The organism is Ideonella aquatica (assembly GCF_018069755.1).
GTDB lineage: Bacteria > Pseudomonadota > Gammaproteobacteria > Burkholderiales > Burkholderiaceae_C > Ideonella > Ideonella aquatica.
In genome coordinates this window covers 194,053-207,608 of record NZ_JAGQDE010000003.1, presented here as the reverse complement: position 1 = coordinate 207,608, position 13,556 = coordinate 194,053, and the positions used below count along the sequence as shown (strand labels likewise).

The following is a 13,556-nucleotide window of genomic DNA, read 5'->3' as shown; positions in this document are numbered from 1 at the left end:
GAGCTGGCAGTTGCCCGCCCAGGACAGCGCGCGCTGGGTCTACCTGCAGCAGATCTGGCAACGTGTTGCGATCGCGGCCAAGTTCTTCGTGGCGGCCGCCTGGCTCGGGCCCGAGGCCATCGGCCTGGTCAGCATTGCGCTGGTCGCGATGGCAATGTCCGAGGCCATCTCGGAAACCGGCATTCCTCAAGCGCTTATCCAATCCAGCACGGAGGCCAGCCCTCGAACGCTGGGCACGGCCTATGTGCTGACCGCGCTGCGCGGTGGTTTCCTGGCCTTGCTGCTGTTCTTTGGGGCAGACCTGTTTGCGCTGGCGCTGGGCGAGGCCCGGGCCGCACCCCTGATCGCGCTGGCCTCGGCGCAGTGCCTGCTGCGCAACCTGTTCAACCCCGGACTGACCTTGCAAAGCCGGGGGCGCCAGTTCCGCCGACTGGCCGCGATGGAGATGCTGGCCGTGGGGCTGGATCTGGCCGTCACCCTGGTGCTGATCCGGCAGGGCGTTGGACCGCTGGCGATCATCATCGGTAGCATTGCTGGCGAGTCGATCCGGCTGCTGCTGAGCTGGACCCGTTTCCGGGTTGACATGCAATTGCGGCCCGACTGGCAAGGTGTCTTGCCGCTGATGAGGTTCGGTCGCTGGATCTGGCTGAACGGCATCCTGACCGCCTTGCTCAACCAGCTTGACAAAATCATCGTGGCGCGGTGGTTCGGCAGCGCCGAACTGGGCCAGTTCCAGGTGGCGATGAAGGTGGCGCAAATCTGCACCGTCGATGTGATCGCGGCCCTGGCGGCCTACCTGTTCCCGACCCTGGCGGCACTGAATCGCGAGTCGCGCCGGCTGGTCGACGCCCTGATGCGCAAGGTGCTGTCCGGGCTCGGCCTGTACTGCTTCGCACTGTTGGTGCTGGCCTGGCTGCTGATGCCAACCCTGACGGCAACACCCTGGATGGGTGACTGGTCTGCCAGCGCACACCTGCTGAAGTTTGCGTTGCTGCCGGCGACCGTCGGTTGCTTCCTCATGCTGCTCTCGCCCTATTTCAGGGCCATTGGCCAGCCGCAGGCCATCACCTGGGCCACGCTGACCCAGTTGCTGTGCCTGGGCGCCAGCGCCCCCTTGCTCATCAGTCGCTGGCACACGCCCGGCGTGGCGATGGCGGCCGCGCTGTCTGGCCTGGTGGCCATCGCCGTGCTCGCCCTCGCCTACCGACAGCGTCCGCCTTGACAGCGCCCATGGTTCAGACCTCGCCTTTGCCACTGCTGATCACGACCTCCGTCGTGGCCAATGCCCCCCGCACTGCCGTCGCGGCCACCGAGGAACGGCTGGCCCTCACGCTGGAAGGCCTGGAGCGCTGGCTGCGCCTGCGACCTGAACTCGCCTACGTGGTGTGCGACGGCAGTGGCTTCGACCTGCGGGAGCAGGTCGACGACCTGTGTCGCCGCGTGGCGCCGTCGGCCTCGGTGGAAGTGCTGCACTTCGTCAACGACCAGTCACAGGTGCAGCGGCGAGGCAAAGGCTTTGGTGAAGGTGAGATCGTCCAGTTCGCGCTCGCCCACGGACGGACGCTGCAGGGGGCAACGCGATTTGCCAAGTGCACCGGCAAGCTGTGGATCTCGAACCTGGCCGCTGTCGAGGCCTGGAACCGACAGCAGCCCGCCTCCTTCGACTACCGAGGCCGCCTTCGTCCGGTGTTGCTCGACACGCGCTTCTACCTGTGCGATCTGGCGTTCTACCGGGACCGACTTGCCACAGCCCATCACCAGGTCGACGAGCCGGCGGGCGTCAATCTCGAGCACTGCTTCGCACGGGCACTGGCGACGGAGCCGCTGTTCAGGTACGCGATGCTGCCGCCACCAATCATCCACGGTGTGTCCGGCTCGATGGGGGTGCGTTACGACGAGTTCGACTGGCACTACGCAAGGCGGCTGGCGCGGGCCGCCGTCGTTCGTGGCTTGCGCTGGCGGTGACGCAGGGCGGCATGCCTGCAGACCTCGATTGCTATCATCATTCAGCCAACCAACGCGGACGCTGACACTGACTTTGCGCACCCTGATGCACACCAACCCCCTTTTGTCATTGCCGCGCCATGCCCTGTGTCGATGGGGCGTTGGCCTCTCCATGCTGATGACGGCCGGCCTGGCCTTGGCAGCCGACCCATCCGGCTGTGGACCGCGCATGGCCTCCGACGGTGTCACCCGTGCCACGCCATTTGTCCTGGCCGAGTCCTTCATCTTCCAGGGCAAGCCTGAGCTGTCCCGCTACGGCATCCAGACCTTCAAGATCCTGGACCGGGGCATGCTGAAGGACGGGCCGAATGGTCAGACCGCCGACCCCGAGCGCATCCAGGGACTGGCCCAGGGGCTGCCCAAAGGCGATGAACCCGTTGTGCTGGACATCGAGTCCTTCAACTTCACCGTCGATGACGCCACGGCCCAACGCGGTGTCGACGCATTGAGCGGCGTTCTCAAGGCATTTCGCAGCGCCGCGCCTGGCAGGTCGTTTGGCTTTTACGGCGCGATTCCGGTGCGGGACTACTGGCGGGCGATGAAAGGCATCGGTAGCGGTCCCTACGCAGACTGGCAGGCCCAGAACAACCGCCTGCGCGAGCTGGCCAGGCAGGTTGACATCATCTTCCCGTCGGTCTACACCTTCTACGAAGACCGTGCCGGCTGGGTCCGCTACGCGACCGCCCAGATCTGCGAAGCGCGGCGCGTGTCGGACAAGCCGGTCTACATCTTCATCTGGAACGAATACCACGACAGCAACAAGACGCGCCAATACACCTTTCTTGAGCGCGATTACTGGCGGCTGGAGTTGGAGACGGCCTTCCGGCTGGCCGACGGCGTTGTGATGTGGGGCGGCTATGACATGGGCGCCCGCAAGCCGCGCGTCTGGGACGAGCAGGCCGCGTGGTGGGAAGAGACCAAGTTCTTTGCCCAGAAAGTCCTGAAGAATCCCCGCGCCGCCAAGTAGACCGGTGCCATCGAGCCCATTGCATGAAGATTTCCATCGTCACCGTCACCAAGAACAGCGCACGCACCCTGGAGCGCACGATGCGTTCGGTGCTCGGTCAGCGCCATCCGGATGTCGAACACCTGATCAAGGATGCAGGATCCACCGACAACACCCGGGAACTTGCCCAGTCCGTCAGTGCATCGGCCATCGTCATCAACCAGGCGGACCGCGGCATCTATGACGCAATGAACCAGGGCTTCGCGGCCTGCACGGGTGAGGTGGTCGCGTTTCTCAATTCGGATGACCATTACGCCGACGATCAGGTGCTGGCGGAGGTCGCGGCGGCGTTCGAGCGCAGTGGCGCCGATTACGTCTACGGCGACGTTGAGATGACGGACGCGCAGGGCCAGGTTGTGCGCCGATGGGTGACCACCGATGCCTGCCTGCGACGGCTGCGCGCTGCCCAGATCCCGCACCCTGCCTTGTTCGTTCGCCGCAGTGTGCTGGCCCAGTTGTCGGGCCCGTTCGACCCAAGCTACCGCATCTCGGCCGACCTGAAGCAGCAACTGCTGCTGATCAACCGGATGCAGGTCAAGGGCCACTACCTGCCCAGAACCTTGGCGGTGATGGAGATCGGCGGTGCCAGCACCAGCGGCGTGCGAGCCTACTGGCGAGGCTGGCAAGAGTCCAGACGCGCCTACAACGAGGTCGAGGGCCGTGGAGGCAGCCTGTATGTCGCCCGCAAGGTCTTGTCCAAGCTCCCCGGCTTTCGCATCGCGGCCCTACGCACCTGAAGAGCACATGCATTCCAGCATCACCGTCATCGGCGGCTCCGGTTTCATCGGTACCCGGTTTACCCAGCACCTGCTTCAGCATCAGGGCACCGAGGTGGTCATCATCGACAAAGCGCCCAGCGCACAGTTTGCGGAACGCGTGCGGCTGGCGGACATCCGGGACCTGGATGCCTTGGTGGCAGCCATGCCCGACGCGTCACCCATCGTGCATCTGGCAGCCGAACACCGCGACGATGTCACACCGAAGAGCCTCTACGACGATGTCAACGTGCAAGGCACTCGCAATGTCTGTGAAGCCGCGCGCAGGCGCCGTGTCCGCACGATTGTCTTCACCAGTTCGGTCGCGGTGTACGGATTTGCGCCCCTGGGCACTGACGAAGGCGGTGCCATCCAGCCGTTCAATGACTACGGCCGCACCAAGCATGAGGCCGAGGAGGTCCTGCGTGCCTGGCAGGCCGAAGCCCCCTCTGAGCGCAGTCTCTTCATCGTCCGTCCCACCGTGGTGTTCGGTGAACGCAACCGCGGCAACGTCTACAACCTGTTGAAGCAGATCGCCGGTGGACGCTTCGTGATGATTGGTTCGGGTCAGAACCGCAAGTCGATGGCCTATGTCGAGAACGTCAGTGCCTTCCTGGCCTTCGCCTTGCAACGCGGTCCTGGCGTGCACCTGTGCAACTACATCGACAAGCCGGACCTGAGCATGAATCAGCTCGTCGGCCGGGTGCGGCAGATGCTGGGAAGGCCGGCCTTGCGTTGGCGCCTGCCCGTGCCGGTGGGCATGGCCCTGGGCCACCTGGCGGATGGCGTCGCCACCGTGACCGGCAAGAAGTTCCCGGTCAGCGCCATCCGGGTGAAGAAGTTCTGCGCGAACACGCTGTTTTCCAGCGGTGCGGCTGCCCTGGGTTTTGAGGCTCCAGTCAGCCTGGAGGCGGCACTGGAGCGCACCGTGCGGCACGAGTTCATCGAGCAGCACCGCGACGAAACGGTGTTCTACACCGAGTGAGCGACGCTCGCACGAGCGTCCTCACCCCATCGCCGCCGCGCGCTCCGCCACTTCAGCAAAGCGCTGGGCAAACGCCTTGCTGCGCGCCTTGGCGACCTCGCTCACGGCGGCTTCCTGCAAGGCGTCGTCGGGCAGCGGAGCCTGTGGCAGGGCCATCAATGCATCGGCCAGCGCGCCAGCATCGCACCGATCGAAATACATGGCCTGCGCTCCAGCCTGCTCCTTGTGCACATCCAGGTCGGACAGCAGCATCGGCACACCCAGCGCCCGAGCCTCCTCCACGGTCGTGCTCCAGCCTTCAAACAGCGATGGATTGAGCAGCGCCACGCTGGCGCGCATCAGCGGCGCCAGGTCCGCATAGGGCAGCATGCCCAGCAAACGGAATTCATCGCTGACGCCGCGCTCCTTCACCAGCGACTCAATGGACGGGAAATACGCCGCGTCACGGGTGTCCAGTTGCCGACCCGAAGCCGCCACCATGACCCGATGGCCGCGCGCCTTCAGAAGGCTCAGCGCCTCGATCACCAGGCGGTGATTCTTGTGCTTCCAGAACTGGTTGGGCATGAACACATAGGGCGAGGTCAGACCGTACTTCGCCGCCACGGCCAGCGAATCAGCCAGGCTGGGGCGCGCCGGCGGCCAGATGGCGAAGCGCGCAACCTCGGTACGACCTCGGCTGCCTGGGTAGTGCGCCTCGCACATTTGCAAGGCATCCTCGCTCGACAGCATGATCAGGCGGCCCGATCGTACCTGGGCCTGAAAGCCGAGTTCGCGTTGCCAGAAGCTCCTGCGGGTGAACAGGTGCGGCAGGCACAGATGCTGGAAATCCGGGATCCATGCGATGGTGGGAATGCGCCAGCGCCAGCCCAGGAACTGCGCGTTCTCAAAGGCCACGTCGATCCGGCAGGCCCCGAAGAGAGACACCAGCGCCGGGTCTCTTCCCGAGAGCAGACAACGCATCAGAGACGAGCGCCGCCGCGCAGCATTGACCAGCGGCGATATCACCACTTCGGCGGATTCAATGCGCTCAAAGGGTGCCACATCCTCGTGGTCGAGGTCATCACCAAAGAACAGCACCGGTCGAATTCGATCCGGCACGAAGCGGTCGATCTGCTGAACCAGGTTCAACAGGTAGTTGTAGCCGCCGGTCCAGTGCCGGCCGCCGATCAACATGAAGCCCACGCGTATCACGATACATCCATCTGCGATTGCTGGAACCACGCCACGTACCGGGCAAGACCGGCTTCGAGGCCGTGGCGGGCGCGCCAGGACAGGTGCGCCAGCCGACCGACGTCGGCGCACAGGCTGAACGGATCCCCCTGTCGCGATGCGCCGGAGAACGACAGCGCCGGAGCAGTGCCACCGTTGGTCGAGGACCAGGCCTTCAGGACCAACTCGGCAACGTCCCGAACCGGGGTGGCCAGGCCCGTGCCGACATTGAAGGCAGGCACGGCGGGATGGGCCTCGTCTGCCAGGCGCTCCAGTGCGCAGACCACATCGTCCACGGCCACCCAGTCGCGCAACTCATTGCCACTGCCGCCGAGTTCCAACGACCTCACCCCTTTGTGCAGGCGCGAGCAGATGTCCCACAGCAATTGCTTGCTCAGACCGGCACCGTAGACCGAAAACAGCCGCGCCACCGTCGCCCGGGTGCCAAAGCTCGCTCCGTAGGACCGGCACAGCGACTCCATCATCAGCTTGTGGTGCCCATACGGCGAATAGGGATGGAGGTCGGCGTCCTCGGCGATCGGACCCTCGTGTCCCGCGCCATACACCGCCGCACTGGAGACGGCGACCACAGCCGTGGCCGGCGCGTTCAGTCGCAGCCACTCCATCAGATCCGCCGTGGTGGTCACCGTGCGGTCAAAGTCCTCGCGGGGGTTGGCGATGGCCGCCCCCACCGACGACCCCCCGGCCAGATGGAACACCGTGCTGAGTGCCCCAGTAGAGGGGTACAGAGCATCCAGGTTCGCTGCCGTGACACCGCCGTTGACCCAACGGCTCACGCCCCAACGCATCGCCTCGGCCTCAGGCCAGTGGCCATGCCCCAATCCCGCCACCTGCCAGCCGTTCAACGCCAGGTGACGGCACAGGTGGCGCCCGATGAAGCCGCGGGCACCTGTGACCAGTGCGGACCGAACCGGCGCTCCTGCCAACGCACTCATATGTCACCTCCCCATGTTCGCGCCGCTGACAGCGGCTGCAGCACATGCCCGTGGCGTTCCTGCAGCCGGCGCAGATAGGTCGGCTCGTCTGGACAGGTCCAGTCCACAGCGGCATCCGCCTCGCGCCAGCGGCCAGCCGCCCAGTCGAAGCGTCGAATCACCCGGGCAGGATTGCCCACGGCTACGCAAAACGGCGGCAAGTCATGCCTGACCACGCTGAACGCGCCGATGATGGAGCCATGGCCGATGCGCACGTGGCCCAGCACCGCCGCGCGGTAGCCGAAGAAACAGTTGGCGCCAACGACGATGTCCGCGTCCTGCGTCGTGCCGGTGGCGATATACGGGAGCCCGGGATCGGCCACATGGTGCGAACTGCCCACGAATGCACAGTCAGAAGCGGTCAGACAGTAGGGGCCGACATCGATCGTGCGCCCGACGGTGAAGAAGTTCCGCCGACCGATGAAGGCATCATGGCCGATCCGCAGCGCAGCCGACGCATCGCCGCGGTGGTTGACGTTGAGCCAGCTGCCCGCACCAATCACGCAGTTGCGACCCAGCGCCACCTGGCGCCAGCCAGTGACCCGCACATCACCGGCCACGCTGCAATACGTCAGGGCATGAAGGCGTCGCGGCCAGGCCCGGATCGCCATGACCGAGGCCAGGCCACGTGCCACCCACAGCGCCAGCACAGGGTGCTGCCGCAGCATCGCCTTGACCCGAGCCTTCAGGCCGGGAGGGGGAAGGTGCTCGTCGGCCATCATCGTCCGATCAGATGCCGCAACCGGTCCACCAACCAACCGGTCCAGCCGCCATTGCTCTTGCGAATCGCACGGCACACCGCACGCATGTCCGCATCGTTCACCTGGACCAGCTCAGGCCAACGCGGCAGCGCCGGTGGCGCGGCCGGGCTGGAACCGTCGCTGCCAAAGCGCCGAAGCAGGGCCCGGCCATGGGTGCCTGAGCCATCGAAGCCAGTGTTGCTGACCAGCGACCGTGGCGGATACAGCACCATGCCGCCGGCCCGGTACACGCTCCAGTACCAGCGGATGGCCCAGGAATCGCGCAGGCCCCGCATCTGCCGCTCCAGCATGCTGGCAAAGTCGTAGACACCCGACAGATTGAACGATCGACGCAGGGCCTTGTCTGTGGCCAGTCCCTCCCAGCCGATGGCCAGGGGGTCGAACTGACGCCACGCACGCTCCCAGGTGGCCCAGCCCCACGAGGTGGTGAACGGCAGCATCAAGGCCGGATCCCCATCAGCCCAGGGAACGTTGTCAAACATGTGCGCCGACACCTGCATCACGCGTGGGTCGTCCTGGTAGCGGGCCAGGGCTGCATTCAAGTAGGTCAGCGTGATGGGCGCCACAACGATGTCGTCCTCCAGGACAATCACTCTCCCGTACGCAGCGCTCAGGGACGTGACCGCGCCGATGATGGAACGGGCCAGCCCCTGGTTGGTCTGCGCGAAGTGATAGGTCGCCCGCTCCCCCAATAGGCGGCGCGCCACGTCGCGGGTGGCCTGCACTTCGGCCCGATCCGCCTCGCCTTTGGGTCCATCCACGAACACATGGATATCGCTGTCGGCCGCCTCCGGACACAGCAGCAGGGCTTGCAAGGTGGCGTCCAGGTGCTGCGGCCGGCGATAGGCCATGACGGCAACCGGCGCGTGGCCGGGCGTCGGTGCCTGGGCGACGGTCGGGTCTGGATCTGCCAAGGTCGGGGTCGACATGTCGGTTGTCAGGTCACGCAGGCAGCGCAGACGCGCGAGGCGGCGAACCCTGCTGCGACGAGGCATAGCACAGCAGCAGGAAGAACCACATCTGCGAGTCCGAGAAAACGCCGCCCGAGAAGATGGCGGCCACGAAGTACTGGATGTTGAGCATGTGGATCCAGCGCCCCTCGCCGCCTTGGGCCAGGGCGCGCCAGGACTGGATCATCGACGCCAGCACGATGGCCAGGAAGGGCAGCAGGCCCATCAAGCCCGTGGCCATCGCGACTTCCAGAATCGCGTTGTGCGGGTAGTAGTGATGGATCCTCTCGACCAGCGCGTCGCCATAGATTGGCGATTCACTGAACTGATCGATGGCGGATTGATACGCATCCATCCGAGATGTGGTGCTCTCGTCGGCCGACTGGCCGCTGAGCAGATCGGCCAGCCGCGCGAGCAGCTGAACGCTCTCCAGTTGATCGCCCATGTTGACCAGGGCCACCGCCAACACACCCAGCACCAACGCACCCGCGACGATCCATCGCAGCCGCTGGGCACCCCGCATGGGCGCCAGCAGGTACGCGCTGGCAGCCACCAGCAGCGCCACGAACGGGCCTTTGGAGCCCGCCATCCCCACCGCCACGGCGCCCAGTACCAGGGTCAGCATCGCCGCTGCGGTGACCCAGATGCTGCCCCGGCCGGACGGTCCGCAGGCCAGCAGGACGCACGACAGCAGGAACAGGCTGACACCGAGATGGCCCAGCGAGATCGGATTGAGCTTTTCCAGGCCGGCCCGCCCTTGCAGCGCAGACTGCAGGTCACTCAGGCTGCGCAGATAAGCCAGGGCCGCCAGCAGCATCGTCAGCAGCCCCAGCAGCACCAGGCGCCTCAGCAACAGCGTTGAACGGGTGGGTTCCGGCGGTCCTTGCAACGCACCGCACGCCGGCAGCAGGGAAAACATGACCGCATAGGCCAGGTACTCGCTACCCGACAGTTGCAGGGTCATGTCGCGCGCAAAACCGTCGACCAGGATGCGTCCCAGGTAGGCACTCCAGAAACACATGGTGCCAACAATGAACCAGCCCAGGCCGTGCGTGATGCGCAGCGGCCGCTCGAACAGCACATAGATCGCGAGCACCACCACCCCGACGCGCAAGGCGATCGACGGCGCCGAGGATTCCCCCAGACCGGCGATGCCGGCCAGGGCAGCGACAAGCGGATAACCCATCAGGGCCAGCGCCATCAGCATCGAGCGCGCAGCGTCAGCGCCACGTCCGATCGTGGAGGACTGCGGCCATTGCACCGACAGGTCAGCCATGAGCCCGCCGTCCGTCCTCAGACGTTCCGTAGGCCGCTGCCATGCGGTGGCCGAACATGACCGGGTCGGTGGCATCGAGCAGGGCCGCTCGGTCCTCGCCCGATGCCACGGGCGGCAGCGGTCCCGACATGGCCTGGGTCAGTGCCTCAAGCGATGACGCGGGCGACACCCGCCGACCAAAACGGAACCGCTCGGCCGTCTCCGCCATCACTGGCAGGTCACTGAACATCACCGGCAGGCCCATCGTGGCGCCGATGACGAACGGACCGCTCTGCCCGGCGAAGTCCTCGCGGTAAGGCAGCAGGACCACGTCGGCGGCCGAGAAGATGCTCCCCACCTCCTGGTCAGGAATGAAACGCAGATCCAGGTGGACGCGCGCCGCCAGCCCAAGTTCCTGCGCCAATTGCGACAGTGCCGTGGCCGACAAATGCTGTGCCGCGCCAGCGATCAGCAGGTGGCAATGCTCTGGTGTGCCGGCCAGGGCACGAATGGCGCGGTCCGCGCCCTTGTCGGTCCGGGTGCCGCCGAAACACAGGAAGAGCCGGTCATCGCTGCGCAGTCCAAGCTGGCAGCGCGCCGCCTCCCTGGCGGCGGCATCGACATGGGGCGGTGTGTCGAAGTTGGGATAGTCCAGAACCAGCGCGTCGACTGCCAGACCGGCCTGAGCCGCCGGCGAGTGGACAACCAACTGCACACCGCCACGCACCAACCGCCTCGCCCAATAGCGGGTCAGCACGGCCTTCAACCAGCGGCGCGGGTCGCGCCATCCGGCGGTGTCTCCAAGGAATGGGTACCAGTGCAGGGTCGCACAGGTGCTGAACTCAGTGGGTATCCCCACGGCCAGCAGCGCTTGCAGGTAGCCATCGAGATACAGAAGATGCACGACATCCACCTGGTGCGCTCTGGCCGCCTCGAACACCGCCCGCAGGAACGCCTGGAAAGCCCGGCCGCGCGCACGGTAACCGGCAGCGGCCTGCACCGCCGCCACCTCGATGCAAGGCAACTCGCCCGCGAACGACGCGCACCACGCAGGCGAGCCGAGTATGACCGGGTCGTCGCCACGTGCACGAAGGGCATTGATCAGGGTCTGCGCATAGGCGCGCCGATGACCTGTCCCGGCCTGCGCATCCACCAAAGCAATGCGTCGCGCCATGCGATGTCAGCCGAAGTTCCCGTGTCGCGAGGGCCGGTCCGACGTCTCAGCGACGCCAGAGAGCCTTGATGCGCTCAAGCTTTTCCGCGGTGGCCGCGTCGTCCGCCGTCGCGGCCAGTTGAGCCTTGAACACCAGCCAGGTCAGGCAAACGAACAAGGACAGCACGGCCGTGACCAGAGCGATGACACCACGCTTCGGGCTGGACTTCCACTCAGGGACGGAAGCCCGGTCAATCACCTGAACCACCGCGCCGCCGCTGGCTTCGTCAATGCGCGCCAGTTCGAACTGCTTGGCCGTCAACTCGAACAGCATGGAGTGATATTGGAAGTCGCGGAACTTGGCGGAGTAATCACTGTCGCCCGCCGCGGCAGCCGAGGTCTGGTCAAGTTTGGCAAGTTGCGCCCGGATGCCAGACAGTTCACGCTTCGTCTGAAGAACCTCCGGAGAGGAGTCAGCCAGCGCGCTGCGCAGCACGCTGAGCTTGACCTCGGCGGCTATCTCGGACTGCTTCAGGGCCGCCAGCCCCTGCATGGCGGCCGTCGGGCTGATCTTCATCAGCGACTCGTTGACCCCCGTGGCCCGCAGGGCCTGCTCGGCGCGGGTGAAGTCATCCTTGGCCTTGCGCAGCAGCCCTTCGAAGATCGAGCGACGTTGTGCCGCATCGGACAGGGCCATCTGGCGCGCCAGCTTCTGCAATTCCTCGAGGTAGGCGTTGGCCAGGTCGGCGGCCAGCTTGGGGTCGGTGTCCTCGACCTCAATGTCGATCAGGCCATCCTTGCCCACGCTGATGCGCGACGCGCCAGCGAGCGACTCGCGCGCCTCGAACATGAACTGCGCGCCATAGCGCTGCTTGAGATCGAAGCGCTCGATCAGGGCGTCGGCGATGGCGCGGCTCTTGAGCAGGCCGATCCACTGGTCGGCCGGATTCTTGAGGCCGGCGGTCAGACCACCGGCCAGCGCCCCAGCCGCGCCCCCCAGGTTGCCCAGCAACGCGGAGGCCAGGTTCTGGTTCTGCGGCGTCGTGATCTGGGCGCTGGCGGTGAACCTTGGCGTCACCAGGTAGGTGCCTCCCAGAGCCAGACTTCCAGCGGCCAGCGGAACAAGGATGAGCATCTTCCAGTGAACCAGGATCGTGTGGATCATGTCCAGGAAGGTCACTTCGCGCGCGGGCTTGGCGGCGGCCATGGGTTGGAGGTGGGTGTTCATGCGATGGGTGCCACCGGCTCACTCAAGGGGCGCAAGGAGGGCAGGACGCGAGACATCAAGTCAGCGCCCGGCAGTGTAATCGTTAATGATCGCGCTCCCCCGGGGGACGCTGACGGCCCGCGCCTCCCGCGCGATGGGGCCACGCCCTCAGCGCTCCGGGGATGGCACCTTGGCGCCGTCGGACGGCACCAGCAAGTCCCAGGTGCAGGGCGTGCCGCGCTCGGCGTCGCGCGCGATGCGCTGGCCCATCAGCGAGGCCAGGAACTTCGGCGGCAGGCCAAAGCCCGGCCGCACCGCACGCAGGTTGCGCGGCGTGAAGACCTCACCGGCCTTCATGTCCTCGGCCACGTAGAGCGAGCGGCGGAAGGCGCGTGACTTCTCTTCGGCCTGGGTGCCGCCGTAGCGCACCTCACCCACCGCCTGCCAGGCGCGCTCGGATTCAGCGCGCAGCAGCGCGAATTCCTCGGGCTCCATCGAGAAGGCCGAGTCGACGCCGCCATCCGCACGGCGCAGCGTGAAGTGCTTTTCCACCAGCACCGCACCCAGCGCCACGGCGGCCACCGACACGCCGCAGCCCATGGTGTGGTCCGACAGGCCCACCGGGCAGCCAAAGGTCTGCCGCATGTGCGGGATGGTCAGGATGTTGGTGTTCTCGGGCGTGGCCGGGTAGGTGCTGGTGCACTTGAGCAGCACGATCTGGGTGGCGCCGGCCTCGCGCGCGCAGCGCACCGCGTCATCGATCTCGGCCACGCTGGCCATGCCGGTGGAGATGATCATCGGCTTGCCGGTGCGCGCCACGCGGGCGATCAGCGGCAGGTCGGTCATCTCGAAGGAGGCGATCTTGTAGGCCGGCACGCCCAGCGTTTCCAGGAAGTCGACCGCGGTTTCGTCAAACGGGCTGCTGAAGCAGTGCAGGCCATGGCTGGCCGCACGGGCCATGATGGGCGCGTGCCAGTCCCAGGGCGTGTGGGCCTCGTCGTAGAGCTCATAGAGCTGGCGACCCGCCCACAGGCTGTTCGGGTCCTCGATGACGAAGCCGGGTTGGCGGCAATCCAGCGTCATCGTCTGCGCGGTGTAGGTCTGCAGCTTGATCGCGTCGGCGCCAGCACGGGCGGCGGCGTCGACGATCTCCAGCGCCCGATCCAGCGACTGGTTGTGGTTGCCCGACATCTCGGCGATCAGGTAGGGCCGGTGTCCGGCGCCGACCAGGCGCTCGCCGATGCGGATGTCCTGCTGGCTCATGCGTGTGGCTCCC

At 66.2% G+C, this 13,556-nt stretch carries 13 protein-coding genes; 5 read left to right on the top strand and 8 right to left on the bottom strand.

Going from position 1 to position 13,556, the window contains the following annotated elements:
* Window positions 1-10 precede the first annotated feature (10 nt).
* The 5 genes from KAK06_RS05210 (at window position 11) to KAK06_RS05190 (ending at window position 4,750) form a co-directional block, all read left to right on the top strand.
* Complete coding sequence (locus tag KAK06_RS05210; RefSeq protein ID WP_210800863.1) at window positions 11-1,222, top strand: oligosaccharide flippase family protein; 1,212 nt, start codon at window positions 11-13, stop codon at window positions 1,220-1,222.
* Window positions 1,223-1,230: 8 nt separating this feature from the next.
* Window positions 1,231-1,965 (top strand): glycosyltransferase family protein, encoded by a 735-nt coding sequence (locus KAK06_RS05205; RefSeq protein ID WP_210800862.1) that lies wholly within the window; start codon window positions 1,231-1,233, stop codon window positions 1,963-1,965.
* Window positions 1,966-2,050: 85 nt separating this feature from the next.
* Window positions 2,051-2,971 carry a hypothetical protein gene (locus KAK06_RS05200; RefSeq protein WP_210800861.1) on the top strand — a complete coding sequence of 307 codons (921 nt, stop codon included), beginning with the start codon at window positions 2,051-2,053 and terminating at the stop codon, window positions 2,969-2,971.
* A gap of 23 nt (window positions 2,972-2,994) precedes the next feature.
* Complete coding sequence (locus KAK06_RS05195) at window positions 2,995-3,747, top strand: glycosyltransferase family 2 protein (RefSeq protein WP_210800860.1); 753 nt, start codon at window positions 2,995-2,997, stop codon at window positions 3,745-3,747.
* 7 nt (window positions 3,748-3,754) lie between these two features.
* The gene (locus KAK06_RS05190) at window positions 3,755-4,750 is read left to right on the top strand and encodes an NAD-dependent epimerase/dehydratase family protein (RefSeq protein ID WP_210800859.1); all 996 of its coding nucleotides are present in this window, start codon (window positions 3,755-3,757) and stop codon (window positions 4,748-4,750) included.
* A gap of 21 nt (window positions 4,751-4,771) precedes the next feature.
* On the opposite strand, the gene KAK06_RS05185 is transcribed toward KAK06_RS05190, so the two are convergent.
* From KAK06_RS05185 to pseI, 8 genes are all read right to left on the bottom strand, one after another.
* Window positions 4,772-5,923, bottom strand: coding sequence for a glycosyltransferase family 4 protein (locus KAK06_RS05185; RefSeq protein ID WP_247652678.1), 1,152 nt, complete (start codon window positions 5,921-5,923; stop codon window positions 4,772-4,774).
* A 14-nt stretch (window positions 5,924-5,937) separates the two neighbouring features.
* On the bottom strand, window positions 5,938-6,915 hold the full coding sequence (locus KAK06_RS05180) for an NAD-dependent epimerase/dehydratase family protein (protein ID WP_210800857.1): 978 nt from the start codon (window positions 6,913-6,915) through the stop codon (window positions 5,938-5,940).
* Window positions 6,912-7,676 (bottom strand): acyltransferase, encoded by a 765-nt coding sequence (locus KAK06_RS05175; RefSeq protein WP_210800856.1) that lies wholly within the window; start codon window positions 7,674-7,676, stop codon window positions 6,912-6,914. The genes KAK06_RS05180 and KAK06_RS05175 overlap by 4 nt, the downstream gene beginning before the upstream one ends.
* Window positions 7,673-8,644: a hypothetical protein gene (locus KAK06_RS05170; protein ID WP_210800855.1), complete on the bottom strand. Its 972-nt coding sequence runs from the start codon at window positions 8,642-8,644 to the stop codon at window positions 7,673-7,675. Before KAK06_RS05170 ends, KAK06_RS05175 begins: the two co-directional genes overlap by 4 nt.
* A 13-nt stretch (window positions 8,645-8,657) precedes the next feature.
* Window positions 8,658-9,941: an O-antigen ligase family protein gene (locus KAK06_RS05165; protein ID WP_210800854.1), complete on the bottom strand. Its 1,284-nt coding sequence runs from the start codon at window positions 9,939-9,941 to the stop codon at window positions 8,658-8,660.
* The gene (locus KAK06_RS05160; protein WP_210800853.1) at window positions 9,934-11,094 is read right to left on the bottom strand and encodes a glycosyltransferase; all 1,161 of its coding nucleotides are present in this window, start codon (window positions 11,092-11,094) and stop codon (window positions 9,934-9,936) included. The genes KAK06_RS05165 and KAK06_RS05160 overlap by 8 nt, the downstream gene beginning before the upstream one ends.
* 46 nt (window positions 11,095-11,140) lie before the next feature.
* A complete protein-coding gene (locus KAK06_RS05155; protein WP_210800852.1) occupies window positions 11,141-12,301 on the bottom strand; it encodes a Wzz/FepE/Etk N-terminal domain-containing protein in 1,161 nt (386 codons plus the stop codon).
* Between the two features lie 147 nt (window positions 12,302-12,448).
* On the bottom strand, window positions 12,449-13,543 hold the full coding sequence (pseI, locus tag KAK06_RS05150) for a pseudaminic acid synthase (protein WP_210800851.1): 1,095 nt from the start codon (window positions 13,541-13,543) through the stop codon (window positions 12,449-12,451).
* Window positions 13,544-13,556 lie beyond the last annotated feature (13 nt).